At 61.8% G+C, this 25,687-nt stretch carries 37 protein-coding genes and 1 tRNA gene; 29 read left to right on the top strand and 9 right to left on the bottom strand.

Going from position 1 to position 25,687, the window contains the following annotated elements:
- Window positions 1–51: 51 nt before the first annotated feature.
- The 23 genes from LG281_RS04865 (at window position 52) to LG281_RS04755 (ending at window position 14,303) form a co-directional block, all read left to right on the top strand.
- Window positions 52–252, top strand: coding sequence for an Arc family DNA-binding protein (locus LG281_RS04865; protein ID WP_404404919.1), 201 nt, complete (start codon window positions 52–54; stop codon window positions 250–252).
- Entirely contained in the window at window positions 236–655 is a 420-nt protein-coding gene (locus LG281_RS04860) for a hypothetical protein (RefSeq protein ID WP_404404917.1), read from the top strand. The genes LG281_RS04865 and LG281_RS04860 overlap by 17 nt, the downstream gene beginning before the upstream one ends.
- Window positions 648–833, top strand: a complete 186-nt coding sequence (locus LG281_RS04855; protein WP_404404915.1) for a DNA-binding protein — start codon at window positions 648–650, stop codon at window positions 831–833. The genes LG281_RS04860 and LG281_RS04855 overlap by 8 nt, the downstream gene beginning before the upstream one ends.
- The gene (locus LG281_RS04850) at window positions 830–1,069 is read left to right on the top strand and encodes a transcriptional regulator (RefSeq protein ID WP_404404913.1); all 240 of its coding nucleotides are present in this window, start codon (window positions 830–832) and stop codon (window positions 1,067–1,069) included. The genes LG281_RS04855 and LG281_RS04850 overlap by 4 nt, the downstream gene beginning before the upstream one ends.
- A 549-nt stretch (window positions 1,070–1,618) precedes the next feature.
- On the top strand, window positions 1,619–1,927 hold the full coding sequence (locus LG281_RS04845) for a DUF6074 family protein (RefSeq protein WP_404404911.1): 309 nt from the start codon (window positions 1,619–1,621) through the stop codon (window positions 1,925–1,927).
- Window positions 1,924–2,166, top strand: coding sequence for a hypothetical protein (locus LG281_RS04840; protein WP_404404909.1), 243 nt, complete (start codon window positions 1,924–1,926; stop codon window positions 2,164–2,166). The genes LG281_RS04845 and LG281_RS04840 overlap by 4 nt, the downstream gene beginning before the upstream one ends.
- Window positions 2,167–2,412: 246 nt before the next feature.
- Window positions 2,413–2,538 (top strand): hypothetical protein, encoded by a 126-nt coding sequence (locus LG281_RS04835; protein ID WP_404404907.1) that lies wholly within the window; start codon window positions 2,413–2,415, stop codon window positions 2,536–2,538.
- 197 nt (window positions 2,539–2,735) lie between these two features.
- Window positions 2,736–3,914, top strand: a complete 1,179-nt coding sequence (locus LG281_RS04830) for a phage portal protein (RefSeq protein WP_404404905.1) — start codon at window positions 2,736–2,738, stop codon at window positions 3,912–3,914.
- On the top strand, window positions 3,901–4,287 hold the full coding sequence (locus LG281_RS04825) for a hypothetical protein (RefSeq protein WP_404404903.1): 387 nt from the start codon (window positions 3,901–3,903) through the stop codon (window positions 4,285–4,287). Before LG281_RS04830 ends, LG281_RS04825 begins: the two co-directional genes overlap by 14 nt.
- Before the next feature lie 3 nt (window positions 4,288–4,290).
- Window positions 4,291–4,794 (top strand): HK97 family phage prohead protease, encoded by a 504-nt coding sequence (locus tag LG281_RS04820; RefSeq protein ID WP_404404901.1) that lies wholly within the window; start codon window positions 4,291–4,293, stop codon window positions 4,792–4,794.
- Between the two features lie 2 nt (window positions 4,795–4,796).
- On the top strand, window positions 4,797–5,975 hold the full coding sequence (locus LG281_RS04815) for a phage major capsid protein (RefSeq protein WP_404404899.1): 1,179 nt from the start codon (window positions 4,797–4,799) through the stop codon (window positions 5,973–5,975).
- A 12-nt stretch (window positions 5,976–5,987) separates the two neighbouring features.
- The gene (locus LG281_RS04810; protein ID WP_404404897.1) at window positions 5,988–6,374 is read left to right on the top strand and encodes a hypothetical protein; all 387 of its coding nucleotides are present in this window, start codon (window positions 5,988–5,990) and stop codon (window positions 6,372–6,374) included.
- 80 nt (window positions 6,375–6,454) lie between these two features.
- Window positions 6,455–6,718 (top strand): endonuclease, encoded by a 264-nt coding sequence (locus LG281_RS04805; RefSeq protein ID WP_404404895.1) that lies wholly within the window; start codon window positions 6,455–6,457, stop codon window positions 6,716–6,718.
- A gap of 12 nt (window positions 6,719–6,730) precedes the next feature.
- A complete protein-coding gene (locus LG281_RS04800; RefSeq protein ID WP_404404893.1) occupies window positions 6,731–7,216 on the top strand; it encodes a hypothetical protein in 486 nt (161 codons plus the stop codon).
- Window positions 7,217–7,334: 118 nt separating this feature from the next.
- Window positions 7,335–7,667: a head-tail connector protein gene (locus tag LG281_RS04795; RefSeq protein WP_404404891.1), complete on the top strand. Its 333-nt coding sequence runs from the start codon at window positions 7,335–7,337 to the stop codon at window positions 7,665–7,667.
- Window positions 7,657–8,076, top strand: a complete 420-nt coding sequence (locus LG281_RS04790) for an HK97-gp10 family putative phage morphogenesis protein (protein ID WP_404404889.1) — start codon at window positions 7,657–7,659, stop codon at window positions 8,074–8,076. Before LG281_RS04795 ends, LG281_RS04790 begins: the two co-directional genes overlap by 11 nt.
- Window positions 8,076–8,489, top strand: a complete 414-nt coding sequence (locus tag LG281_RS04785) for a DUF3168 domain-containing protein (RefSeq protein WP_404404887.1) — start codon at window positions 8,076–8,078, stop codon at window positions 8,487–8,489. The genes LG281_RS04790 and LG281_RS04785 overlap by 1 nt, the downstream gene beginning before the upstream one ends.
- Window positions 8,486–8,803 carry a phage head closure protein gene (locus tag LG281_RS04780; protein ID WP_404404884.1) on the top strand — a complete coding sequence of 106 codons (318 nt, stop codon included), beginning with the start codon at window positions 8,486–8,488 and terminating at the stop codon, window positions 8,801–8,803. The genes LG281_RS04785 and LG281_RS04780 overlap by 4 nt, the downstream gene beginning before the upstream one ends.
- Window positions 8,800–9,213 carry a phage terminase small subunit P27 family gene (locus tag LG281_RS04775; protein WP_404404882.1) on the top strand — a complete coding sequence of 138 codons (414 nt, stop codon included), beginning with the start codon at window positions 8,800–8,802 and terminating at the stop codon, window positions 9,211–9,213. Before LG281_RS04780 ends, LG281_RS04775 begins: the two co-directional genes overlap by 4 nt.
- Complete coding sequence (locus LG281_RS04770) at window positions 9,185–10,822, top strand: terminase large subunit (RefSeq protein ID WP_404404880.1); 1,638 nt, start codon at window positions 9,185–9,187, stop codon at window positions 10,820–10,822. Before LG281_RS04775 ends, LG281_RS04770 begins: the two co-directional genes overlap by 29 nt.
- A 9-nt stretch (window positions 10,823–10,831) precedes the next feature.
- Window positions 10,832–12,814, top strand: a complete 1,983-nt coding sequence (locus LG281_RS04765) for a hypothetical protein (RefSeq protein WP_404404878.1) — start codon at window positions 10,832–10,834, stop codon at window positions 12,812–12,814.
- A gap of 2 nt (window positions 12,815–12,816) precedes the next feature.
- Window positions 12,817–13,167: a hypothetical protein gene (locus LG281_RS04760; RefSeq protein WP_404404876.1), complete on the top strand. Its 351-nt coding sequence runs from the start codon at window positions 12,817–12,819 to the stop codon at window positions 13,165–13,167.
- The gene (locus LG281_RS04755) at window positions 13,167–14,303 is read left to right on the top strand and encodes a hypothetical protein (protein ID WP_404404874.1); all 1,137 of its coding nucleotides are present in this window, start codon (window positions 13,167–13,169) and stop codon (window positions 14,301–14,303) included. The genes LG281_RS04760 and LG281_RS04755 overlap by 1 nt, the downstream gene beginning before the upstream one ends.
- Here the strand turns inward: LG281_RS04755 and LG281_RS04750 are convergent.
- From LG281_RS04750 to LG281_RS04735, 4 genes are all read right to left on the bottom strand, one after another.
- Entirely contained in the window at window positions 14,300–14,527 is a 228-nt protein-coding gene (locus LG281_RS04750) for a hypothetical protein (RefSeq protein WP_404404872.1), read from the bottom strand. The genes LG281_RS04755 and LG281_RS04750 overlap by 4 nt on opposite strands.
- Before the next feature lie 194 nt (window positions 14,528–14,721).
- On the bottom strand, window positions 14,722–14,928 hold the full coding sequence (locus LG281_RS04745) for a hypothetical protein (protein ID WP_404404870.1): 207 nt from the start codon (window positions 14,926–14,928) through the stop codon (window positions 14,722–14,724).
- Between the two features lie 188 nt (window positions 14,929–15,116).
- Window positions 15,117–15,190: transfer RNA gene (locus tag LG281_RS04740), tRNA-Gln, on the bottom strand.
- Between the two features lie 117 nt (window positions 15,191–15,307).
- Window positions 15,308–15,727: a hypothetical protein gene (locus tag LG281_RS04735; protein WP_404404868.1), complete on the bottom strand. Its 420-nt coding sequence runs from the start codon at window positions 15,725–15,727 to the stop codon at window positions 15,308–15,310.
- A gap of 430 nt (window positions 15,728–16,157) precedes the next feature.
- On the opposite strand from LG281_RS04735, the gene LG281_RS04730 reads away from it, so the two are divergent.
- Window positions 16,158–17,366 carry a Ppx/GppA phosphatase family protein gene (locus LG281_RS04730; protein WP_404404867.1) on the top strand — a complete coding sequence of 403 codons (1,209 nt, stop codon included), beginning with the start codon at window positions 16,158–16,160 and terminating at the stop codon, window positions 17,364–17,366.
- Window positions 17,356–18,072, top strand: a complete 717-nt coding sequence (locus tag LG281_RS04725) for an RlmE family RNA methyltransferase (protein ID WP_404404865.1) — start codon at window positions 17,356–17,358, stop codon at window positions 18,070–18,072. The genes LG281_RS04730 and LG281_RS04725 overlap by 11 nt, the downstream gene beginning before the upstream one ends.
- Here LG281_RS04725 and LG281_RS04720 read toward each other — a convergent pair.
- Complete coding sequence (locus tag LG281_RS04720) at window positions 18,069–19,514, bottom strand: MFS transporter (RefSeq protein WP_404404863.1); 1,446 nt, start codon at window positions 19,512–19,514, stop codon at window positions 18,069–18,071. The genes LG281_RS04725 and LG281_RS04720 overlap by 4 nt on opposite strands.
- 116 nt (window positions 19,515–19,630) lie before the next feature.
- On the opposite strand from LG281_RS04720, the gene LG281_RS04715 reads away from it, so the two are divergent.
- The 3 genes from LG281_RS04715 to LG281_RS04705 all read left to right on the top strand — a co-directional run bounded on the left by LG281_RS04715 (window position 19,631) and on the right by LG281_RS04705 (window position 21,826).
- Entirely contained in the window at window positions 19,631–19,978 is a 348-nt protein-coding gene (locus LG281_RS04715; protein ID WP_404404861.1) for a TraR/DksA family transcriptional regulator, read from the top strand.
- Window positions 19,979–20,051: 73 nt separating this feature from the next.
- On the top strand, window positions 20,052–20,996 hold the full coding sequence (locus LG281_RS04710; RefSeq protein WP_404404859.1) for a diacylglycerol/lipid kinase family protein: 945 nt from the start codon (window positions 20,052–20,054) through the stop codon (window positions 20,994–20,996).
- On the top strand, window positions 20,996–21,826 hold the full coding sequence (locus LG281_RS04705) for a metallophosphoesterase family protein (protein WP_404404857.1): 831 nt from the start codon (window positions 20,996–20,998) through the stop codon (window positions 21,824–21,826). The genes LG281_RS04710 and LG281_RS04705 overlap by 1 nt, the downstream gene beginning before the upstream one ends.
- A gap of 471 nt (window positions 21,827–22,297) precedes the next feature.
- On the opposite strand, the gene LG281_RS04700 is transcribed toward LG281_RS04705, so the two are convergent.
- Complete coding sequence (locus LG281_RS04700; protein WP_404404855.1) at window positions 22,298–22,831, bottom strand: RES family NAD+ phosphorylase; 534 nt, start codon at window positions 22,829–22,831, stop codon at window positions 22,298–22,300.
- 72 nt (window positions 22,832–22,903) lie between these two features.
- Complete coding sequence (locus LG281_RS04695; protein ID WP_404404853.1) at window positions 22,904–23,983, bottom strand: NAD(P)-binding domain-containing protein; 1,080 nt, start codon at window positions 23,981–23,983, stop codon at window positions 22,904–22,906.
- Window positions 23,984–24,040: 57 nt separating this feature from the next.
- Here LG281_RS04695 and LG281_RS04690 point away from each other — a divergent pair, with 57 nt between their 5' ends.
- The gene (locus LG281_RS04690; protein WP_404404851.1) at window positions 24,041–24,628 is read left to right on the top strand and encodes a Crp/Fnr family transcriptional regulator; all 588 of its coding nucleotides are present in this window, start codon (window positions 24,041–24,043) and stop codon (window positions 24,626–24,628) included.
- Here the strand turns inward: LG281_RS04690 and LG281_RS04685 are convergent.
- Window positions 24,625–24,966, bottom strand: a complete 342-nt coding sequence (locus LG281_RS04685; protein WP_404404849.1) for an ArsR/SmtB family transcription factor — start codon at window positions 24,964–24,966, stop codon at window positions 24,625–24,627. The genes LG281_RS04690 and LG281_RS04685 overlap by 4 nt on opposite strands.
- Window positions 24,966–25,604, bottom strand: coding sequence for an SRPBCC family protein (locus LG281_RS04680; protein WP_404404847.1), 639 nt, complete (start codon window positions 25,602–25,604; stop codon window positions 24,966–24,968). The genes LG281_RS04685 and LG281_RS04680 overlap by 1 nt, the downstream gene beginning before the upstream one ends.
- Window positions 25,605–25,687 lie beyond the last annotated feature (83 nt).

Below are 25,687 nucleotides of genomic sequence, written 5' to 3'. Positions count from 1 at the left end.
TTGGTGCATGGTAAAGAAATTGCGTTCACCAAATTAGTGAAAGGACTTTAGATGAGTCGAACAGACCCGCAGATGATGATCCGCGTGCCTGCCGACTTGAAGGAGCGCATTCGCAAGTCAGCGGAGTGCAACCGGCGATCGATGGTGGGGGAAATCGTCTACACGCTCGAACAGGCACTGCCTGCAAGCGAAACAGAAACGGCACCAGGGGGCGAGATTGCAGCCAAGACCCCTGATGCCGCCGAAGCCTGAGCGAGAAAGGAACGCCCAGATGAATGTTGGAAATAGCACAGCGTCGAAGGCCGCGCCAGATAGGCCGGTTCGTTCGGCCAATCCGCACCATCAAAAGATGTCGGTGGCGGAAATGCGGGACGCAATCACCGCTCTTTTGTCGGTGTCGCATACCTTCAGCCTCCAAGCGTGCTTGTCGAGCCACGTCGCATGCATTGAGAATTTGCAGGAGTGGGCCGAGCGTCATCAAGACTTGGTGTGCTTCGAGATCGAGGACATGGTCCGGGAATTGGAGAGCCGGCGCGGCCTCTCCGAGGATGACGAGAATGATCGGACATTGGCGATTGCTTATGCCTATCCGCTGATCCGGCAGGGCAAATACTTCGATATCGTCGTCGAGCGTCGGGAGGGTCCCCATGACTGAAACCGAAACCCTCGACCTCCTATGGGGCATCGATCAGATTGCGGCCTTCATCGGTCGCACACCTCGCCAGACCTATGAAGCGCTGGCCAAGCACGAGCTGCCCGCCAGGCAGGTAAACCGCCGCTGGGTGGCGTCCAAGCGTAAGCTCCGCGAACATTTCGAGGGAGAAGCCGCATGAGGGTGTTCTCGTTTCAACTCGTCGCTGCTCGTGGCCTCCTGGGCTGGTCCGAAAAGGATCTGGCCTTGGCATCCGGCATTTCGCTCTATGCGGTCAAGAAGCTCGAAGGCACGCCGGGAGACCTTGAGCCCTCCAAGAACCTCTTGGCGGTGGCTCAGGCTCTTACATCCAAGGGCATTGTCTTTACCAAGGACTTGAGCCGCGTCGGTGTTGCCCTCGATACAAGGAAGCGCTGATGGGTAGGCGGAACAAGAAACGGGGCAACATTGCCCCGTTCATCAAACTCGATATGTGGGTCCAGAATACGTTGGCATGGCGTGACCTGGGTCCGGTGGCACGGGCGCTCTATATCGAGCTTAGGGCGCGCTACAACGGCACGAACAATGGCTTCATCGGCCTTGGGGCACGAGAGGCGGGCAAGGCCCTCAACGTGAGCAAGGACACGGCCCAGAGGGCCTTTGTGTCGTTATCCGATCATGGCTTCATCCGACTGGCCACCCCGAGCAGCTTTAACACCAATGGCAGGAAGGCAGCCGAGTGGCTGCTGACCGAGGATAAAGACGACCGCACAGGGCGTATGCCTACCCGTGAATTTAAGGAATGGCGTCCCGGTGAAAAAACAAATCCTAGTCCCCGAGATGAGACGCTAAGTCCCCGAGATGAGACGCAAGCACCATCGAAAGATCGTTGCGTATCAGGAGAGGGACGTAAAGCCCCCTTATCGACTGAGTTAGCGTATCAGGACGGGGACACATATAGATCTACCACAGGGTGGAGGGCAGCGAATGGCTGAGCGTGAGCTTCCCCTCTTTGCCTGGGCGGCTGAGACAGCGCCGACAGGCGCGCTGATCATCCCATTCCCTCAGGACCGCAATGTCGGCAAGGCCCGCCATGTTGCGTCCCTTATCCTCAAGAGGCGCACCCAGAAGGACCAGGAGAGCTATTGGCGGCAGGTTTGCCAGCGCATGGCCGGGTCGATGGCCAAGGCCGGCCTCGATAACGAGCAGATCGAAGCCCAGCTCGTTGCCTTCCGTCGAGCCGTGTCCAACGAAATGTTCCGGCAGCAGTACATGGCCAAAGGAGTCGCTGAATGACCAGCACCCTCTCTCCCCAGCGCTTCGATGCCATGGCGTCACAAGGCGCCACGCGATACGGGCGTGATAAGATCATCTGGACGGCGGGCGGCATCGCTGCCCGCCTGGGGTGTGGCGAGGACTATGTCCGGCGGACCCTGGCCGCTTTGCCGGGCACTCCGATCAAGAAGAAGGGCCGACGGCTCTATGCCTTTGAGGACGATCTGATCGCGTGGATGCGGGACGGTGACGCGGCGTAGAATCAGGGTATAAGCACGATAGATGGCAAACCACACGATCCATAACGAGCGCACGAAGCTGACGGCCACCTATGTAAACGGGCTGGCGGTTTCCATATTTGCAGTCGGTGGCCTTGGCCCCTGGCTTGCCGCGCTTTACGGGAACGCGGAGCCGGGACTTTTGCTTAACGGGATAAGCGTGATTTGTATTTGTTCTTCGGTTGCACTACATTTCTATGCGAGACGCATCCTCAAGAGGTTACGGCCATGAACTGGCAATTGCTATCGCTGCTCTTGATGCCTGTCGCCGGTCTGGTCATCGGTGCGGTGATGTTGCGCGTTGTATCGCGGGATGCCGAGCGCGAGGACAAGCGCATCGTTCCCGGCGAATAGCCAGCCCATGACTGAACTCGTATTCTGGCTTTGGGCGCCCGCGCTCCTGATCGCCGTGGCGCTGTTCGGCTTGGCCCTCACCCGACGGGACAAAATGCATCCGGGCGAGTAGCGCCGCCGGAATGCCCCTCACAAACCCGCTTAGCCCCTGATAAACCGGTATCCGGTTAAACCGAGCGCGTGGCATAAAATGGTCCATGCGCATCGGGCCTCTGCATATCAGCTGGAAATCTCTCACCTCTCCATCGGAGAGCGAGTACGAGATTTTCGCCGGCACCCCGGCGGGCGGGCTCGACCCGCTTACCCTCCCGGCGGTTCAATCCGCCATCCGCCTGATCAGCGAGGCTGCCGCCAGCCTCGAAATCCGCATCGAGCGCAAAGACGGCGCAGTCTGGGTGGACGATCCAACCCATGAAGTTGCCGAGCTTCTGACCGATCAACCGAACGACTGGTCCTCAACCTTCGATCTTGTCCGCGATCTCGTCGCAACGGCGCTCACCCACGACAAGGGCGGGCTGGCCTATGTGAACCGGGTCAATGGCGAAGTCCGGGAGATCGTCCGGTACGAGCCGGCGCATTACACCATCGACTTCAGCCAGGACGGCCGGCAGGAGCCGGCGTTCCGCATCAACAACACCCCGATCCCGTCCGCGAACATCATCCACATTCGCGGGCCGTTCTCGAAATGCCCGCTCAACCTCGCCCGCGATGCCATCAATGCGGCAAAGCACATGGAACGGCACGCGGCCAATCTATTCAAGAACGCCGCCCGTCCCGGCGGTGTGCTGGAAACCACCAAGAGTATCGGTGACGAGGGCGTCAAGAAGATGCTGGCGGGCTGGAAGGCCGCGCAGCAGGGGAGCGAGAACGCGGGAAAAACGCCGGTGCTGTGGGATGGCACCAAGTTCGTGCCCTTCACCCTCAACTCGACCGACGCCCAATTCCTCGAGAACCGGAAATACCAGACCCTCGAAATCTGTCGCGCCTTCCGCGTGCCGCCCTCGATGATCTACGAGCTCGACCGCGCGACGTGGTCGAACGGCGAGCAGCAGGGCAAGGAATTTCTCACCTATAGTCTTGAACCGTGGCTTGTAGCGCTGGAGAGCGCCATGCGCCGCGCGCTGTTCTCCAACGAGGAACGGGCCGACCATCGCATCCGCTTCGACCGGGACGACCTCACCAGGGCCGACCTCGCCGTCCGCGCCACAGCTATCGGCTCCCTGATTTCTTCGCGTGTCCTCAATCCCAACGAAGCACGGGAATGGCTCGACCTGCCACCGCGTGAAGGCGGGGACGAATACGCCAACCCCAATACAGGCGCCAGCCAGCCCGGCGCCCCCGAACCCACAGACGAGGATGAAAATGGAGCTGAGTGACGTTCTCCACAACGCCACCGACCAGGACAAGGGCGCAGACCTCAACCTCATCGCGCCGTGGTCCGGCGAGCCCACGGGCATGATCCTGACGATCGTCGGCCCGGACTCGGACACTGCGCGCCGGGCGGACATTGCCTTTGTCGACGAGCTTGCCGAATTGGCCGACGAGGACGGCCGCGTCTCGGCAGAGAACCGGGCCAAGGCGCGCCTCAACGCTCTGTCCCGCAAGGTGATCCGCTGGGACGTGAAGGATGAGGGCAAGCCCGTCCCGTTTGAGACCAAGGCAGTTCTCAAGCTCCTAACCGTGGGCTGGGTTCGTGAACAAGTCGACGCCTTTGCCGGTGATCACCGCAACTTCGGGCCGAAGGGGTAGGGCATGGATCGCCTCTTCATCGAAACCAAGATTCTCGCCGAGGACGATGGCTCGATCACCGGCATGGCCTGGCCGTTCAAGTCGGCCGACCGTGTCGGGGATATGATCGAGAAGGGCGCCTTTGCCGGCACGTCGCTGCCCCTACCCATGCTGTTCGGGCATGACGGCAACGATCCGGTTGGCGCCTGGTCCGAGGCCAAGGAAACCGATGAGGGGCTCGAACTCAAGGGCGCCTTGCTCATCAAGGATGTGGTCCGAGCTCGGGAGGTCAACGCTCTGGTCAAGGCTGGAGCCGTTCGGGGCATCTCGATCGGCTTCATCACCAGGAAAGCCACCAAGCGGGCAGGCGGCGGCAGAACGATCAAGGAGCTCGAACTCATCGAGGCCAGCCTTGTCGCCATCCCGATGCACCCCGGAGCTCGTGTCACGAGCGCGAAATCCGGCATTCAGGCCATCCGCATCGCGGAGGCGATCAACCGCGCCACGGCGCAATTCGCAAAGAGGTAACGATGAAACACGTTTCCAAAGGCGCCATTGAACACGGCGCGATCGAACTCAAGGGCGATGACGACGATCCCGTCGCGATCGTCACCAAATCCCTCGACGAGCTGCGCACGGCTCTTGAGGACCGCATCAAGAAGCTCGAGGAAAAGGGCACGCCGTCCGAACCTGATGCGCTGGTCGAAAAGCTCGAAAAGCGCATCTCCGAGCTCGAAACCAAGACCAATCGCCCGAACGGCAATGGTAACGATGAAGACGAACCCACCGAGGAACGTAAGGCGTTCGGCACCTACCTGCGCCGCGGCGACAACGCTCCCGAAGCGGACCTCAAGGCCCTAACGGTCTCGAACGACGAGCAGGGCGGCTATCTCGCACCTGCCGAGATGAGCACCGAGTTCATCCGCGACCTGGTCGAGGTTTCTCCGATCCGAGCCATCGCCTCTGTGCGCAACATCGCCAGCCCTTCGGTGAAATACCCCAAGCGCACGGGCATCACGAATGCCCAATGGGAAGGAGAAGCCGAGGAAAGCCAGGAGAGCACCGTCACCTTCGGCCAGCTCGACGTGCCGGCCAACAAGCTGATGACCTACGTGGACATCTCCAATGAGCTGCTCGCAGACAGCGGCGGCACCGCCGAGGCCGAGGTGCGTCTCGCCCTCGCCGACGATTTCGGCCAGAAAGAGGGCATCTCGTTCGTCAAAGGGTCAGGGCAGAAGCAGCCCGAGGGCCTGCTCACCAATCCCGATATCGAGGCCTACCTCAACGGGCACGCCACTACGCTGAGCGCCGACAAGCTCATCACCATGATGTACGACCTGCCGGCGGCTTATCGCAATCAGGGCACTTGGCTGATGAACGGCACCACGTTGGGCGTGGTGCGCACCCTCACGGACGGCAACGGCAACTACATCTGGCAGCCCGGCCTGCAGGCTGGCCAGCCCTCGACCCTTCTGGGCCGCCCGGTATCGGAAGCGGTCGACATGCCCGACATCGAGGCTGATGCCTTCCCGATCATGTACGGCGATTTCAGCGCGTACCGCATCGTCGATCGGCTTGCCATGTCGATCCTCGTCAACCCCTACCTGCTCGCCACGAAGGGCCTGACCCGCATCCACGCAACCCGCCGCGTCGGCGGCAAGGTCATCCAGCCTGCACGTTTCCGCAAGCTGAAGATGGCTACGAGCTAAGGAGCATATGACATGCGTTCGCTTGAACCCAATATCGGAGGCGTGCAGGCCATCGCGCCTGCCGTTCTCTCCGCCACCACAACCGGGAGCGCGATCGACCTTCAGGGGTTCGAGGCTGCCTGCCTTATGGTCAACACTGGGGACATCGTCTCGGCCGGCGACTTCGCCATTAAGCTCCAGGAGAGCGATACGACGACATCGGGGGATTTCGCCGATATCGACGCTTCCCACATCACGGGCAGCGCCCCCGCCACCCTGGAGGCCAACAGCGTCTACAAGCTCGGCTACATCGGGAATAAGCGCTACCTGCGTGCCGTTGTCACCAAGACGGGGGGCACCTCGATCGCGTTGGGCGCGGTCCTCGTGAAGGGGCATCCCCACGAGGCTCCGGTGGCCTGATGCCTTCACGCGCGCCCTCTGTCTGTCCGTACTGCTCCAGGGCTCACCTTCGCTCTGAGCCCTGCGAGACGGTCAAGCGCATGCAGAGGGATCGCAATGCCCGCCATGACCGCAAACGGCCCAATTCCAGCCAGCGTGGCTATGACGGAGCATTCGAGCGGGAGGCCAAGGCCTTCCTCGCTCAACCTGAGAACCAATGGTGTGCATGTGGAGCGCCGGCAACGGTCGTCATGCACGTCATATCGATCCGCAAGCGGCCTGACCTTCGCATGACGAAGTCCAATTGGAGGCCCGGCTGCAAGCGGTGCAACGCAATCGATGCCGTCGCGGAACGGCGCACATAGGAGCAAAGAGCCATGGGCAAGATGTTCGCCACGGCAAACACCAAGATCTTCATTGGCGGCGTCACCGCCGACCAGGATACCGATTTCGTTGAGGCGGATTTCAGCGGGGAGACGTGGACCGAGATTGGTGGCACCACCAACCTCGGACAGATCGGCGATACCGCCGAACTGATCACCTCCAACCAGATCACCAGAGGCCGGACGAAGAAGGCCAAGGGCACATTCAATGCGGGCTCAATGGCTATCGTGTGCGACCTCGATCCGGACGACGCGGGCCAGACCGCCCTCGCTGCTGCAGGTGGAGCGCGAGACAATTACGCGTTCAAGATCGAGTTCGATGATGCGCCCAGCGGCGGCACGCCCTCTACTCGCTATTTCATCGGCTTGGTGATGGGCACTCCCGAGGTGTTCGAAGATGCCAATAGCGCGAAGAAGCTCAACACCACGATCGAGGTGAACAGCAACATCGTGAAGGTTGCCGCGGCGGCAGGCATCTAACTCACCGGGGGGGGGGTAGTCCGAGACTTTCGGCCACTCCTGGGGACCGGCGCGGGGAGGCAAACGCGAAAAAATGCTGATTTGGCCTCATTTTGAAACGGCAGTCTGAGAACACGTCATGATCGTCACTCTCGAACAGCTCAAAGAGCAGCTGAATTTCACCGACGACATGGGCAGCGAAGATGACGCGCTGCTCATTCGGTTGAGCAAAGCCGCTCAGAACCACGTCGAGCGCCTGCTCGGGTTCAAGATCGAGGAGACCTTTGGCGGCACCGACCAGGACCCGATTCCGGACGCCCTGGTCGAGGGTGTGAGCCTTCTGGCGGCGCATTGGTACGAGAACCGGGAGGCTGTTCTGGTCGGGGTGTCGTCTCAAGCCATCCCGATCGGGCTCGACGCCATCGTCAACGAATACCGAAACTACACCTATGGGGTGTCCGATGGCGAATGATGGCGGCATCGGGAAATTGCAGCGCCGTCTCGCGGCAATTCCCAAGGAGATAAAGGACGGGGTGAGACCCGCTTTGATGAAGTCGGGCGAGGAGATGGCCAACGCGATGCGCCAGTTCGCACCGCGCGATGAGGGCGATCTTATCGAGAGCATCACTGTCACCGGCCCCGGCGAGACGACACCGCCCTACAGCCAGCCGGGCGGGTCGCACACCGTACCCGAGAATGCCGTCGTGGTGACGGTAGGCAACAGCGACGTCCGGTATCCACACCTCCAGGAATACGGCACGACCTTCCACCAAGCGCAGCCATTCTTCTGGCCCGCGGTTCGACTGTATCGCAAACGGGCTGCGAACCGCATCAAGCGGGCAGCGGGCAAGGCGGTCCGAGACAATTGGGGGAAAGGCTGATGAGCGCCGGACTGGCCGCACAGAAGGCGCTACGCGCCCGTCTCGTGGGCACCACTGCTGTCACCAACCTGGTGCCCGCGGCGAACATCCTCGATCGCAATTCCAGGCCCAACCCCGATCCGTCCATCATCATCGGCGAAGGGCAGGAGCTGGAGGGCGACGACATCGCCCGCACCAATCGGAACATCATTTTCGACATGCACGTCTGGAAAAAAGAGCTGTCCCTAGTCGGGGTGAAGACCATCGCCGGGGCGATGCGCACCGCGATCCATTCGGCCCGGCTCCAGCTCGAAGCCGGGTTCCACTGCGGCGACTGTCACGTCATCGGCATGCGGTATCTGCGCGATCCCGACGGCGAGACCAGCCATGCCGTTGTGACTGTATCGGCCATGGTCGGGGAGGTGTCGTCATGAGGGCAGGCAAGCTCGATCGCACGATCACGCTCCAGAGCTACGAGAGCACAGTGGACGACTACGGCACGCCCGTCGAGGACTGGACGGATTTCGCCAAGCTCCGCGCCCAGATCGTGCAGCAATCGACCGAGGAGTTCATCGAGACATACGGACAGACCGACAAGAGCGTGATGATCTTTCGCACCCGCTACAAGGCGGGCGTCACGACCGAGCACCGCGTGATGTTCGGCGGCGATCCCTACAACATCCGGGAGATCAAGGAGATCGGGCGCCATAGGGGCCTCGAAATCCGATGCGAGGTGGTGCGGTCATGAAGGGCGCCAAGGCTCATCTCAAAGCCATAGAGGGCGGGCTGAGCGGCCTACCGCCCGTTCCCGACACGATCCCCGCCGATATGGTGGACGAGTGGCAGGCCGTGGTCTCCGAGATGGTCGAGCGCAAGATCCTCGCTACCACCGGCCTCGGCATCGTCGAAACTTACATCATCGCGCGTTGGACGGTGCGGGAATGCCAAAAGGCACTTGCTGAGCATGGCCCGTTGACCAAGACGGCGCACGGCATGCTCAAGCCGAACCCGGCCGCGGCCATTCTCAACAAGTCGACCGAGTCCGTGGCCCGCCTCGGGGCCGAACTGGGGCTTACCCCGGCGGCCCGGTCCAAGCAGGGTTTCCAGAACGGCGGAGGAAAGGGCAAAGATGGCGCGCCCCCAGACCTCCAGGTTTAAGGCGTCACGCCCGGAATGGGTGTTCGACGACAGCGAGATCGCCGACCCCTTCGGCCACGGTGAAAGGGCGGTCGAGTTCCTGCGCTGCCTCAAGCACCCCAAGAGCGAGAGTGGCACCTTCGAGCTGCCCCGCTTCTGGGAGCGGATCGTGCGGCGCATCTATGGCCCGTGCTTTCCCGATGGGCGCCGGCAGGTGCGCACCGCCTTCGTCATGCTCCCAAGAGGCGCCCGCAAGACCACCCTGGGCGCGGGACTCGCGCTCCTCCATACGGTCGGTTACCAGCGCGTCCCGCGCGGGCAGGCCATGGTTGCCGCCTCAGCCGAGGAAGACGCGACCATCGCCTATGAGGAGGCCGTGGGCATCATCGGCGCAACCGACTGGCTCGACGGCAAGATGAAGCTCAACGAGAGCACGTACATTCTGGAGCATCCCCTGTCCGGGGCGAAGTTCAGGGCCCTCGCATCCGGGGGCAAGGGCAAGCTGGGCAAGACGCCCCAGTTCGTCCTGGCCGACGAGCTGATTGCCTGGGAGGGCGAAAAGAGCCGCAAGACATGGTCGGCCCTGCGCACCGGCATGAACAAGGCACCGGGCTCGCTGTTGGTCATCATCACCCAGGCAGGACGCGGACAGGAAAACCTCGCATTCGACCTTCTCGAATATGCCCGCAAGGTGCAATCCGGCGAACTCGAGGATCCGGGTTTCCTTCCGGTTCTGTTCGAAACCGATCCCGATGCCGATTGGGAAGACGAGGCGCTGTGGCATTTCGTCAATCCGGGTCTTGCCGACGGGTACCCTGACCTTCAGAGCCTTCGCGACTATGCTAGAGAGTGTCGCGCGCGCCCTGCGGATCGGGACGACTTCCGGCAGTATCACCTCAACACTTGGCTTGATTACAGCGCCTCGCCATTCGTCGAGATGCCGATCTATGACGAAGGCGCCGGGGAGGTAGACCTTGAGGACAAGGAAGCCTCACAGGAGGCGTGCTGGCTGGCCGTGGACCTTTCTTCCAACAGAGACCTCACCGCCGTTGTGGGCTGCTGGGGGAGTCGGGAGGAAGGGTATGAGGTGCACCCGTGGTTCTTCTGTCCCGAGGACAACATCATCCACCGGTCAGACCGGGAAAAGGCCAAGTATCCCCATTGGGCCGAACAGGGCCTGATCATCCCCACACCGGGCAACGTGGTCGACTTTCACGCCGTCGAGGATCATATCCGGGAGCTTTGCGCTAGGTTCCGCGTTGTCGAGATCGCCTTCGATCCGCACATGGCCCGCAACACCATGAACAATCTCATGGGGGACGGCTTCCCGGTGGTCGAAATGCGGCAGGGATGGGTGACCATGGCGCCCGCCGTTAAGGAACTGGAGCGCGCCATCGTGGCCCGGCGCATCAAGCACGGCGGGCATCCCATCCTGCGCTGGCATTTCGAGAACATCGCAGTCGAGACCGACAAGGCCGGAAACCTCAGCTTTCACAAGGGCAAGTCCAGGGATCGCATCGACGGGGCTGTCGCGACCGCCATGGCTGTGGCGCGCTGCGCAGCCGGGGATCAGGGCCTGTCGAGTTACGAAACGTTCGATGGCGACATCGAGGAATGGGCCGTCGCATAGGAGATCGCAATGGCAACGCAAGGTGATGTAGAGCGGCTGGTCGTTCAACTCGAAGCCCGGATCAAGGACTTCGAAAAGAACATGGCCAAGGCCAGCGGAACGGCCGCCAAGTCGTACGGCAAGATGCGGAAAGACAGTCGAACGGCGACAGATCGCATGGAGCGCGACATGGTCACGTCTACGGGACGGATGAACCGGGCGCTTGCAGTCACCTCAACGCGGGTGGGATCGTTCAGCCGAAGCCTTGCACCACTGCTTGGCGCGGCGGTGCCGATGCTCTCGCTGGCCGCCGCCATGCGAGGCGCTCAACAGGCTCTGACCGATCTTGACCGGATCGGGAAGCAAGCGAAGTCGAGCGGGCTCAACCCCGAGACCTTCCAGGAATATGCCTATGCCGCCGACCTTGCCGGCGTAAGCACCGACTCGCTCAGCTCTGCCCTGGACGCTTTCAACCGGAATGCAGGTCGGGCAGCGGCGGGGAAGGGCGAACTGGTCGAGAACCTCAGGGTTCTCAATCCCGAGTTGCTTGAATCCATTCAGCTTGCCCGAACACAGGAAGAGCGCTTCCGCCTTGTGGCCGACGCCATCAAAGAGGAAACCGACGCCAGCAAGCAAGCCGCCATCGCGGCGGCGGCGTTCGGTGACGCTGGAACCAAAATGGTCGAAATGCTTCGGCATGGTTCGGCTGGTCTCGATCAGACCGCTGCCAAGGCTCGCGCGCTTGGCATTGTGATCGATGACCACCTGATCACCCGCGCCGAGGAATTGAACGACGAGTTCACGACCGCGACAACCGTTCTCAACCGGCAATTCCAGCAAGCCCTGATCGCCCTCGCGCCTTTCCTGATCCAAACCGCGCAGCTTGCGGCCAACGTCGCGATGGCCGTGCGCGATATCGGCGACGCCCTGCAGTACTGGAGCGGCAACCTAAACAACATCAGCTCACAGAACCTCGATCAGCTTCATCGAAACCTCGGCGCTGAGCGCGGCCGGATCGAAGGGGAGATACTGCGGCTCGAATCTGAACTTCATCGACTGGAAAACTCCGGCCTTTCCGGGCCGTCCCTCGACATGGAAACGTGGAACATCAACGCTGCGCTCGAGGAGCATCGGAACAGACTTTCGGAGATTGCCGACGAAGAGGCGCGCATCAACCAGATCCTCCTCGACCGTCCGACATTCAGCACCCCAGGTGCCCCAGATTATGAGGGGCTTCTCGACGACGATGAGGTCGATACTGGAGGCGGGGGAGGCAATGCCGGCGCCGATGCCGCAATCCGCCAGGCTGAAGCCGTCAAGGCTTTAATCGCCAATCTCAAGCACGAGCAGGACCAGTTGGGCCGCACTGCCGAAGAGCAGGAACTTTACAACCTCCTCAAGCAGGTGGGGGTCGATCGAGAGAGCGAGTTCGGTCAGCAGATCGAGGCCACACTCGGACCGCTGCAGGCGCAGCGGTCGGAAATCGAGCACAATGCCGAGATGATGGAAGAACTCGGCGATATTGGCCGCAGCGCCGTCGACGGCATCATTGACGCCTTGGCCGATGGCAAGATCGAGGCCGAGGAATTCGGAGACATTCTCTCAAACGTCTTGTCCATGGCGGGGAATTTCTTCCTCAACGCGGCTTTCAGCGGCATCGGATCATCGTTCGGCCTTCCCGGCTTTGCTACAGGCACACCGAACACGGGCGGTGCGAGGGGTGAGCCTCGCGGCGTCGTGCACGGCCAGGAGGCGATCATCCCCCTGCCGAATGGTGGCAAGGTACCTGTTGAAATCACCGCTGGCGTAGCGGCATCGCGGGCGCTCAACGTCAACATCGAAAACTATGGCACTTCGAAGGACTTTGATGTTCAGCAAATCAGCCATGACGAAGTGCGTATCATTGCCCGCGATGAGGCACGTGGCGCGGTGCAGGAATACCGCTCGGGCCAGTTGAAGAACGACGTCAACCGCAATCAGCGCCATCCGCGCATGTCCATAGGGAAGGGCTGATCATGGCGCTTTCTGTCCTCCTGGCCGATGCCCTGAGGGATCATCTGAACGCCCCGGGCACCTCGCCGCACATCCCCGAGCCCGGCCTGCTGGCATGGCGATGGTTCCTCGACCTATGCCGCACGCGGACACACAACGGCACCGGGCCGAACCCGATCAGTCATGCCGAGATCGAGGCCTATGCCCGGCTCTACCGTTGGCCGCTGAAACCTCACCACGTCGATCAGATCCTCGCCCTCGATCGGATCTGGATCGAACACGCCTACCGGCAGCAAAGACGCCGATTGGCAAATCAGCCTTCGGCCAACGATCCCACTCTAGACAGGGGCGCGTTCGACGCGGTGTTCGGATAATGGCGCGCAAAGGCAACCAGGGACGGCACCTGAGGGGGATGGGCCTCTATACGGGGGGCAACTGGCCCGAGTACCGCTACGGAAAGCCCGAGCCTCGACCGGTCCATAATCCCGCCAAACCCGCCAAGCGCCGCATTGTCAAAGACAGCAGACGCGAGAAGCAATTGATAGGTGCTGCGGCCGAGCAACTACGTAATTGGGACAGCACACCTTTCGAATTTGAGGCTTCCTGCCGGCACGGCCTTCGTCAGTCGTTTTGCGAAGATGGCCATGCATGGCAGCGGTCAGACGACGAGGCCGCTCACATCGTCCATGAGGCATTGCTCAGCATCGGTGCAAAGCGCCCGGATTGGGCAGAAGGGCAATGGGAATATGCTATCTCGCCCGACTACTGTGTCGGGTGCGGTGGCCCCATGCCCGACGAGGAAATGGCCAAAGGGCACCGGTTCTGTTCGCCGGACTGCGCGCGGGGTGCCTATGAGCGCCGGTCATATGGCGAGATTCGGAAACAATCGGAAATTGCCCGGAACGCCTATCACATTATCCGTACCGATAGAGCGCCCACCGCGACATGCCAGCATTGCCAGAAGCCGTTCAAGCGTGCCGGCATCACCGAAAAGCAGAAGACCGAAAGCGGAAAAGGAAAGTTCTGTTCGGTAGCATGCCACAACGCCTCGATGCGCATTTTCGCCGATCGCGAATGCACCGTCTGCGGCAAGACCTTCCGCCCGAAGACCGAGACCCAGCATCTTTGCTCGAAAGCCTGTGTGACCAAGCACCAGGTCAAGCCGCTCAACGCAACCTGCAAATGCTGCGGCAAGCCCTTCAAGAGCTATCGGGTCAACAGCGCGAAACCAGAAAAGTACTGCAGCGTGGATTGCGCTCGATCCGACCAGTGGAACCGGCAAATCCCGAAATCATGCGCATGGTGCGGCGATGGCTATTTCGCCAAGAGCCCCAAGAGCACATATTGCACGCCCCGCTGTCGGCAACTGGCCATCAATTATCGAAACGGCCAAATCCCCGAGAGGATATCCCGGCCCGTCTTCGACCACTTTTTCACCCTGCCGACTAACGCCATGCGCCCGGCCCAGCTCACCCCATCATCCCTGGATAAGCTGCTAGAGGCTGCTTAGCGGTCGACGCACCGGAAGCTGGCGTTGCCGTCCGGACGGTCATCGGGGATGTACTCGGCATCGCGACCGTATTGCTCGCAGTAGGCTTGCGCTTCGGCGGTGGTCTCCCCGATGTTGAAGCTACCAACACCGGCGTACATGACCGATCGCGGCGTCGATGCCGTTTGAGTTGCCGAGCATCCGGACAACGCAAGGAATGGTGCAATCAAAATCAGCTTCTTCATGGTGTCTCCCCCAACCTTGAAGTCGACACTGAAGCATAGGCCATGACGGCGCATCAAGTATCGATGCAGGAACGTCCTTATTGAATATCCGCGCGGGCACCCCCTCCTACACCCCGGTTACCTCTTCACCCTGAGTCGAATTTCTCGGCTCAGGAGTCAGTTTTTTCGAGGCAAGGTTCGGCATCGGAACAAGGCTAGGTCTCGGGTGAGGACGGCTCTTCGAAGATCTCATCGATGTGCTCGGGCATCAAAATCATCGCCTTGCCCAAGGACCAAAACGCGCCCTTTTCTCGCGCCTTGGCGCGCAGCTGACGTTCCGACACCTTGACGCCCTTCTTGCGAAACTCATCAACCCATTGGGCTGGAGTTTTCCCTTCTGATAACAGCCTGGGCTCGATCATTTCCTCACCATCCATGTACCGTGTGTTTGCCGGGCTCCCATGTTGCATCCATGTCGCATGGATTTGCCGGGTTCCAAACGGAAAGCCCGGAAAAGCGGGGAATTTGCCGTGCAACATATTGCAACATGAAAAGAACAGGTATCGGCGCCGATACCTGTTCAAACCGCTGATTTTCTTGGAGAAATTTTTGGCTGGGGAACCTGGATTCGAACCAGGACTAACGGAGTCAGAGTCCGTGGGTCTACCGTTAACCTATTCCCCACCACGATGCGTCGCGCACAAAGCGGCGCGTCTGAAGTGGCGCCTGTTTAGCGGTACGCGGTGGCAATTTCAAGCCTTGCCGTGCAGTATTTTGTGCGTGCCGCGATAAAGTCAAGGCTTACGACCGTACCGGTGCGCGCCAGGCGATAGCCCGGTTTGGGTTGTAACAGCCGAGGGCGACTGTGTTCGAGTAATTGCCCGAGACGATCTGGACCTGACCATTCTCGCAAGCGCCGACCACGATGCCGACATGGTGCGGCATCACCATGATTGCACCGACCGCGCCGGGTTCCGCCGGCTCCCCGTATGTGGCGAAATCACGGGCGCGGTTCGAGCCGAGCGGCGGCAATCCGGCGCGGACGAGTGCGACGTCCATATAGCACGCACACCAGCGGCCTGGGCATCCAGAGGGCCGGCTTGTGCCCAACTCGCCAAGCATCAGGTTGATGACTGTCTGTGCGTCGCGCGCCTGGGACGGGGATTCCACCGCAAGAACCGCGATGAACGCAACAAAAGCGGAGGCGATAAGACGCAACACAGTAATATTGTCCTTAAATTTGCAGCAAACCAGCATTGCCGACCGCATGCGTCGGGTGCACCAAAATTTGGTGACCTTATCGCGGCATGTTTTGTGGCACATCGCGCCTGCATCGGGGGATTCGATTTATGACGATTTCCCGATAGCGCAGATTGCCTGAAATATGACGGCTCTCAATTGGAAGCCGTACCCGCCGGTGCGGGGATAAAGAGGATTTTTGTGGCGAAAACTTGACAGTTCTGTCATAGCGCTTTGAGCGTATGCCTGCGATTGCGTTGCCTGGCACGATGCTCTAGTCTTCCTTCGAACGATAAACACACCTGCCAGGGGCGCATATCCCGGCATCAAACCACATAGGATTTCCGCAATTTCGGCGTTCCATGTGGCATGATCGGGGCCGTTGCGACTGGCAGGCCGGAGAATTAAGACGTTGACCGAGTCCGATCGGTCCGCCGTTGCAGCGCAGCCCGAATCCGGGATGCAAGCTCACGCCTTGGGGAACGCTCCCGAACGGCGTGAATCCGATGGTGCGGACGCCCCAAAGCCGGGCGGTCGTGCACGGCCACGGCGGACGCCGCCAAAGCTGCCAGCCAGCGCCCGCAAGCGCCGTGTGCCAGTCTATGCGGCACTCGATCTTGGCACCAACAATTGCCGGCTTTTAATTGCGCGGCCGACCGACAACGGGTTTCGCGTTCTTGACGGCTTTTCGCGTATCGTTCGCCTCGGTGAGGGGCTGAGCCAAACCGGGCGGCTCTCGGAAGGGGCGATGGAGCGCACCATCGAGGCGCTCAAGCTGTGCCGCAACAAGATCGCCCAGCACGAGAATATCCGCGCCCGGATCATTGCCACAGAAGCCTGCCGCTCGGCTGTCAATTCGGCCAGCTTTCTGACGCGGGTCAAACGTGAGGTCGGCATGACCTTCGAGGTCGTTGACCGCAAGACCGAGGCACAGCTTGCAGTTACAGGTTGTGCCGACCTGATCGAGCAGGATACACCCGGCGCTCTCCTATTCGATATCGGTGGCGGTTCGTCCGAGCTCGCCTGGCTCGATTTCCGCGGCGGGCGTCCGAAGAACCAGGGCAAGACCGCCGCGTCGATCCGTTCCTGGCAATCGCTGCCCGTTGGTGTGGTCTCAATCGCGGAAAAGTTCGGCGGGATCGATGTAACGCCCGAGATTTTCGAGGCGATGGTCGGACATGTAAGCACCGAGCTGCGCCATTTCCGAGGACGCGACAAGTTGCGCGAGATGCTCAAAACCCATCCGCTCCATTTCCTCGGGACGTCCGGAACCGTGACGACGCTTGCCGGCCTCCATCTGGGGCTCGAGCGCTACGAACGCTCTAAGGTTGACGGGCTCTGGATGCGCGCCGAGGATGTCGATGCGACCATGCGCGTTCTGCTCACCATGAGCTATGAGCGCCGCATGGCCAATCCGTGCATCGGCAAGGAACGCGCGGATCTCGTCATCCCCGGTTGCGCCATCTTTGAGGCCATCCGCCGCGAATGGCCGTGCAAGAAGATACGCGTCGCGGATCGGGGGTTGCGCGAGGGTATTCTGATTTCGATGATGGCCGAGGACCGCGTCTGGATGCGCGGCCGTTCGGGCCGCAAGCGGCGTGGAGGGCGCAATGCCAAATAAGCCCACGGGAAAGGGCAGCGGGCGCAGGGGCGATCGCGACCTCAAGGTACGCGTCAAAACCGCAAGGAAGCGTTCGATCTCCTCGACGACCTGGCTCCAGCGCCAGCTCAACGACCCCTATGTCGCCCGCGCCCGGGCCGAGGGACTGCGCGCGCGTTCGGCGTTCAAGCTGATCGAGATCGACGAAAAGCACAAGCTCCTCAAACCGGGTATGCGTGTCGTGGATCTGGGTGCCGCGCCGGGCGGATGGTGTCAGGTTGCGGTCAAGGCCGTCGGATCAGACCCGGAAAATCCAACCGTCGTGGGGATCGACTATCTCGAAATGGACCCGGTGCCCGGCGCGATCCTGCTGCAAAAGGACTTTACTGAAGACGACGCCCCCGAAGCCCTGATTGCGGCATTGGGCGGGCACAAGGCCGATATCGTCCTTTCGGACATGGCCGCCCCCACCACGGGGCATAAGCCGACCGACCATCTGCGCATCGTCGCGCTGGTTGAGCTTGCCGCCGATTTTGCCCTGGACGTGTTGGCGCGTGGGGGGACGTTCGTCGCCAAGGTTTTCCAGGGTGGCACCGAGCATGAGCTTCTGGCCATGCTCAAGCGGAACTTTTCGTCGACCTTCCATGCCAAACCGCCAGCGAGCCGGGCGGAATCCGCCGAGACCTACCTCGTGGCACGCGGTTTCAAGGGCGAACGGGTCGACTAAAACCGCGGCGAGCGGCCTTCATAGCCTTGGCTGCTGGTCTTTTCGAGCGCGGCGGCGCGCTGGGCAGCCGTTCGGTGGCCGGACACCGCATGGCCCGCATCGGCCGGCAGCAGCATGTAGGGGATAGCTGCCAGCATCGAGACGCCCGCGACGATGAAGAAGGCGATCTGGAAATCCGGCACGCCGAGCGGTGCCGCACGCAGCGTGCTGCTCAATTCGAGAATACCACCCGCCAGCGCAACCGCCAGCGCGGTCATGATCGGGCGCATCACAGAGTGGATGACGGTTGCGGCGCCAGCCTGGTCTTCGTCGATATCGGCGAACGCCATGGCGTTCTGGCCAGTGAAATAGGTCGAGCGGACCAGACCGACGATGAAAATGACGAGCATCATCACGACGACCGGCGTCTGGGGTACGAAAGTGCCCTTGATGGCCGATCCGAACCCGGACAGCAGTGCCGTGCTCACGAGTGCCGTGCGGAAACCGATCTTGGCGTAGAGCGGCTTTGCGACGAACTTCATCAAAAGCGCACCGAACGCGCCAACGAAGGTGATCATGCCGGATTCGAAGGGCGTATAGCCGAAGCCCACCTGCAGCATCAACGGCAGCAGGAAGGGCGTTGCACCTACGCCGATCAGGAACAGCGAAGTGCCGACGACAGCAGCGCGATACGTCGGTTCTGTGAAAAGCCGCGGGTCAAGCAGGGGGTGCTCGATGCGCAGTGCGTAGGGAATGTAAAGGGTCGCAGCGGCGATGCCGATGCCGGTCGAAACGAAGGCGATCCAGATCGGCAGCACCGGCATCGAAAGGAGCGACAGGCCGAAAACCGTGCCCGAGAAGGCGATGGCTGCAAGCAGGAAGCCCGGGAAATCCATGGGCTTGGGCGGCGCTGATGCCACCGGCGGCAGATAGCGTGTGATGAGCACGAGGCCGATCAGCCCGATGGGCACGTTGACGAGGAAGATCCAGTGCCAACTCAGGAACGTCGTCAGGAACCCGCCGACGGGCGGGCCAAGCGTTGGACCGATAAGCGCCGGAACGGTGAGCCATGCCATGGCGCTGACGAGGTCCGTGCGCGCCGTCGTGCGCAGCAAAATGAGGCGGGCGAGGGGACTCATCATCGCGCCACCCATGCCTTTTACGAACCGTGCCATGACGAATTCAGGCAACGAACCGGAAAACGCACAGCCGATCGATCCAATGATGAACACCACGATCGCGGCCCTGAAGATATTCTTGGCGCCGAACTTGTCCGCCATCCACGCGCTTATGGGGATGAAGATCGCCAGCGCCACGAAATAGGCCGTGAACGCAAGCTTTAGCGCGACCGGCGTGGTGCCAATATCCGCCGCGATTGCGGGCAGGGACGTGGCGATGACGGTCGCATCCATATTCTCCATGAACAGGGCGACCGCCAGGACGAGCGGGATGATACGGGTCAAGGTCCGGACCGGTTGGCAGACGAGTCGTTGGCAGCCCATCTTCGATGCTTATGGCGGAGAACGCAATTGTGGCGCACCCACTGGTCAAGTCCGCGGCTTTGATCCAAATAGGAAGCATGGACAACGACCCAGAAAGCACGGAATTCAAGGAGCACTTCCGCGCGCGGCTCATTGCCGAGCGTGAAGCGCTCGCTGTGGAGTCCAAAGAGTCCGAGGATAGCCGCAAGCCGGTGGAACTCGACCAGCAGAGCGTCGGCCGGCTTTCCCGCATGGATGCGATGCAGGGGCAGGCCATGGCGGCCGCTTCGGAAGCGCGGCGCAAACAGCGCGCGGCGCTCGTCGAGGCCGCCTTGCGGCGTCTCGATGATGGCGACTACGGCTATTGCATCGATTGCGGCGAGCCCATCGGCATCAAGCGGCTTGAGGTCGATCCGGTCTTCCCCCGGTGTGTGCGATGCGCCTAACCCGAACCTTTCGGGTCATTCGTGCATTAGAGCCGTGTATTCTCCGTTTATCCCAAGGCATGGTTGAGAGTGAATGTCACTGGACCGCTACCACGTTCTGCTCAACTCCAGATCGGGTGCTGTCCGAGCCCTCGGCGTTACGCCCGAGGGACTTGCGGCGCGCTTTGAACGGCACGGTTTGGACGCGACCATCGATGGCGATCTTGAAGGCCGCGTTGAGGACCGGATCGCACGTGCCGCCGCCAGCGATGCAGAGGTTATCGTAGCGGCGGGAGGCGACGGAACGGTGACCTCGGTCGCCGAACGCATCCTGGGCACCGGCAAGGCAATCGCCATCCTGCCGCTGGGCACCTTGAACCTGCTGGCCAAGGATCTCGGTGTGCCGCTCGACATCGACGCCTGGTTCGCGGCGCTGCCGGGGATGACGCCTAAATCCATTGACGTTGCCGATGTGAACGGCCGGATTTTTCTTCATAAGGCCGTCATCGGCGTCTTGCCCGACATCGCCGCTGCCCGCGAGCGTATCCGGGGGGCGGGGCTGCTCGCAAAGCTCCGCTATCTGCTTTACGTTTTCCGCCGTGTGGCGCGGTCGCGGCGGTTTGCCCTCGAAGTGATCACCGAAACAGGCGAAAAGCGCATCGAGCGCGTACACGCCATCGGCGTGGCATCGAACGCCTATGACGAGGCGTTCGGTCACTTCATGACGCGTCAACGCCTCGATACCGGGCTTATGACGCTCTATAAGGTCTCCCGGTCGTCGCCTCTGGGGTTCCTCCGGCTGGCCGCCGGTATGCTCGCCGGCCGCTGGCGCGACGACCCCTCGCTGCACATCCAGCCAGCCCACAGCGTTACCATCCGTAGCCGCAAGCCTCGCTTGCAGGTTATGATCGACGGGGAGATCGAAAGCCTGGAGACGCCCTTGCATTTTACGATCAAGCACAAGGCCTTGCCCATCCTGGCGCCCCCGGCGCGAGAAGCAGCGACGGACACCGAACCCAAATTCGCGATTGCGCCATAATGAGGCTCGTCCACCTGTCCGATTTGCATTTCGGCCGCCACGATCCGGCGGTGGTCGAAGGATTGGCACATGAACTCGAAAGCCAGAATGCCGATCTGATCGTCGTTTCGGGCGATTTCACACAGATCGGGAGCGTGCGCGAATTCGCGCTGGCGCGTGAGTTTCTGGATTCGCTTCACGCGCCCGTCTTCGCGGTGCCCGGCAATCATGACGTACCGCAGCGGAATTTGCTCCTGCGCTTCATAGCGCCCTATAGCCGGTACAGGCGTTATGTCGGCTTCGATCTCGAACCCTTCATCGAGCTCGACGAAATTGCCCTTGCCGGTCTCAAGACCTCGCGCCGCGCCAATTGGCGCAGCCTCAACTGGTCCGACGGCGCCATCAGCCGCGATCAGCTCAAGCGCCTCGCGGACCGGTTCGCACAGGTGCCCGAACACAAGGTCCGTATCGTCGTTGCACACCATCCGCTCCTGCACCCTGAAGAGCCCATGGTGCACAAGCAAAGACGGGTTCACCGGGCTGACCGGGCGCTCGAAACCTTCGCGCGGCTGGGCGTACGGCTGGTGCTCTCGGGGCATTTCCACATGTCCTATGTACGCGAGCACGAACATGCCGGCGAAATCCGCCATGCTGCGCCGACCGGTCCCCGGCTTGCTGCCGCGGCCTCGATTCTCGTCGCGCAGGCCGCTTCCGCGACCTCGACCCGCTTGCGCGGCCACCTCAACGCCTATAACCGCATCGATATCGAGGGTGGTACGATCACTGTCGACGTGCGCGAATGGGGTGAAAGCGGCTGGATGACACGCGAAGAAACCACGCAGAGCGCATAATCGGCGCCAAGGCAAGCCAAAGCGCCCTCCGGCAATCTGCCATCAGGTTCAAATAGCGTGGACGGTATGCGGCGAGACGCGCCTCATACTGATTATTAAAGTGCGAGACGAGCCTCGCCGCATACGACCGGGATTTTTGGCTTGGCGTCCGCTCGGGCTGGGGCCAATCCCCGCCAGGTTTCCCCGGTGACCACAGGATCGCTGTGGCTGGCCACGGTGACGTTTGGGCCTCCGCTGGGACGACTCCCATCGGACCCGGACCGGTCCCGCCCAAACGTTCGTTGCGCCTGCGCCCATCAAAAGCGGGTCCGTGAGAAGCATCATAAATGAGGTTTTCGCGGCGGGGATAAGTTTCCCGCTTTCGCCATTTCCAATGCGCTATGGTGAGGCAAGAGGCGAGGGCATCTTCCAATGCGCTATGGTGAGGCAAGAGGCGAGGGCATCGCCCGGCCCTAAACAGCACGGTCGAGATCATCCGGGAAGCCTGTAGCCACGCGGCGCTCCAGCCAACGTTACTCTTGGCCGTTCTGCCGAATTCCATGCGAACAACACCAGATGCCAGCGGCTCGGAGCGGTCCGGGCCGTATAGATCATGCCGTCAGCACCACCGTTGCGGATACGGTCGGAGACCGTCCATGAGGTTGCGGGCACGCCCATCTCGCGCTGTGGGCGCCAGGGAATGGCGGCGTCTGTCGGCTCCAGGCCCCAAGCGGCGCAATGCCGCACGTTGCGAAGATCGACGATCCTGGCTGCATCCACATAGAGGGGCGCGACAATCCGTTGGGGATCATTTTCGTTAATGTAGACTTCGATTGCCTTGCCGGCCCAATCTTCACGCGATGACACATAAAGAGCCCTCTGCCCAGCACGATGAAACCGGCCTTCGGCGCTTTTGGCACCGTCCAGAAGAGTTGCTGTGTCACGCGCGAACGCAATCCTGAAGAACGTACCGCTGATTGTGTCGAAGGGCAGGGACATGCGCGTGGTGGCGTGGCGATGCGGCATATATTCACCGATAGCCAAGGCAGCAGAAAACCGCCAGTCCGATCTCGCTAAACCTCATTGCGGCCGATGGCTTCAGGCTACACGATCCCACACGGTCTCAGGCATCGTCTCCTCGAGCGCGGACACGCATGCATCCAGATCGGCAACCTCATCAAGGTCAACTGCACCAGTTACCTCAGACGCCAGCCCCGCGCTCACCGCGACCTGCAACATCGCGGCGGTAAGATCCGATTGGTCGCCCGAACGCATCACATAGGAACCACGTTTCTGCCCGCGGGCATCGAAAGCCTCAACGAGCAGACGGGTTCGGATCGGACCCATGACCGGCAGTGCCGCAAAGAGTTTCGCGATCGGTGTCGCGCGGCGGGCGATGAACCGGCCCGGGCCAGTTCCGGCGAGGGTGCCGAGCAATCGAGTCATGCTGGCCGGGGCCAGCGCGAGGAAGGTCCGGGCCTCATCGAGATCGAGCGTATGCGCCATCGCGATCTGGTCGGAAAAGGCAAAGCCGATGGCCGGTACCAGCTTTTGCGTTGGATCCAGGCATGCCGAGCGGCGCTCGCTTCCCGGTGCGATGTCGCGCCAGACGCCGTTGCGCTTGGCCCGATAGGGCGCGGCGAACCCCCTCAGCGTCCATTCCGTGGCGGCGAGGCCGTGGTGCCGGCCCATGCCCATTTCGAGGACGACGTCGATCCGCCGCGTGTCCGGATGGGCCGTCTTGAGCGAGCGGGCAAGGACGTTGGTCAGTCCCGGCGTAAGGCCCGCATTGAGGATTGCAAGGCCGGGACCGTTGGGGACCGCCGCTTTTAGGCGTTCGAGATAATCGGGGTCGGCGGATGCATCGATGAAGACACCGCCGCGTTCGACGACGGCAGCCGCCGCGGCGGGCGGAAGCGTTTCGACGAAGTTGACGACGACTTGTGCGTCCCCGGGGAGCCCCTCGGCTGCGTCGACATGCGCACCGCGTGCGTTGGCACCCAATTGCTCGGCTGCCGTCCGGGCCTTCTCCGCGTTCCGCCCCGCCAGAACGACGCGATACGATCCGGTGGCGAGAAGGAGCCGGGCAAGCTTTTGGCCGACGTCACCATAGCCGCCGATGATCCAGATTTCGGAATTGGGGAAGGAGGGTGTGGAGGACGAAGGGACGACCGGCATGAGAAAGTCCTTTTTTCTGGTTCCGCCGCACGATATGGCTCAAAGGCGCGTCAATATATGATCGAGATCACAATGCTGCCGCAGCCATTCGATGCCATCGCGCCCGCCAGCCGCTTCTCGCGCGCCTACGCCAAGGGCGAAGCGGTCTTCCTCACAGGACAGGACGTTGCCGGCCTCGGAATAGTGATCGAAGGTGCCGTGGAACTGGCGTTTACCGGGGCGGGAGGCGAGCGGGTGGTGATCCACAGGGCGAGCGTCGGCGACACGCTTGTGGAACCGTGCCTTTTCGCATCGACCTATCAGTGCGACTGTACAGCCATCGCGGCATCGCGCATCACCTTTATCCGCAAGCAGGCGGTGGTCGACCTCCTGGCCGCCAATCCGGACTTCGCGCTGTCCTACATCAAGACGCTGGCCGGTCAGGTCGATCAGTTACGCGCCCGGCTCGAACTGCGCAATATCAAGGGTGCGAAAGACCGGGTGATGGCCGCGCTGCTGCTCACCGGCCAGACCACGACCGTGAGCACATTCGCCAGCGAAATCGGGCTGACCCATGAAGCAACGTTCCGCGCGCTTTCGGCGCTCGTTAAAGACGGAAAGGCGGCACGTGTGGCGCGTGGACGCTACGTGCCAGCTTCACGCTAATCCTTCCGTTCGGCCCGCCGCTTCTTCTTCCCCCGCGCCACTTCTGTCGCCAACGCATCGAGCTTGGGTTCCCAAAAGCTACGGAAGCGGTCGAGCCAGCGGTCGATCGCGACCATGGGCTCCGGATCGACGGCATAGATGCGCCGCGTGCCTTCGGGCCGCACGGTGGCGAAGCCGCTGTCGCGCAGGACCCTAAGGTGCTGCGAGACGGCGGCCTGGGTGATGCCGAATTCGCGCTGGATCACCGCAACGATGGCGCCGGAGGTCTGTTCCTCCTCGGCGAGCAGTTCGAGAATGCGCCGGCGGACGGGGTCGCCAAGGACATCGAAGGCGTGCATCAGGCGTCCGGAGGCGTCGTGCCAGTGTAAAAGGCTATGGTGCGGTCCGCCGCGCCGCGCGCCTGCGCGGGGTCTTCACCCGATGCGATGTCGGCCTCGGCCCAGGCATTGCCCGATCCGGTCATGAAGGCCTTGGCCTCGGGCGAGGTGTTGAATTCGTTCTCGTCGAATTTGGCGTCGGGTGCGGAAAGGTGGAGCGCAAGCCCCATGAGTCCGAGCTCCCAGCCGACGCCGACGGCCCCGGGCCCGTATTCGGTCCAATGGGGTGTGACAGGGGCGGTGTGGGTGAGAACCAGTTGCGTCCGGCCCTCGCCATCGGGCGCCAGCGTGACTTCGATCCAGCTCATCGCGCCCGCAAATTCCCAGGTCGCACCGAACGATTTTGGCGGGTCACAAGCTGTGATCGTGCCGCTGGCATTGCCTTGAACCTGATACTGCCCGCCCAATTCGAGATTGCCATGGACGGGCGCGAACCAGCGCGGCAGGCGCTCCTGGTTCGTGAGTGCATCCCACAGATCGTCGGCGTCGGTATCGTAGCTGCGCGTGAGCGTGACCGCGCGCCCCGGCTGGCCTTCGACCTCGGTTTCCCGGACCGAGCGCGTGACGGCGCCGAGATGCTTTGCGATATCGATATCCATGTGCCCTCCTTAATACAAGATTTCACTTATATTAGTGGTAGCTTGTATTTTCGTCAACGGTAGATGTTTAGCAATTGCATCGG

This window comes from Pelagibacterium halotolerans (assembly GCF_044811015.1).
GTDB classification, from domain to species: Bacteria; Pseudomonadota; Alphaproteobacteria; order Rhizobiales; family Devosiaceae; genus Pelagibacterium; species Pelagibacterium halotolerans_A.
Note: the sequence above shows the minus strand (reverse complement) of the source record. Positions and strands in the feature narration are given on the sequence as shown.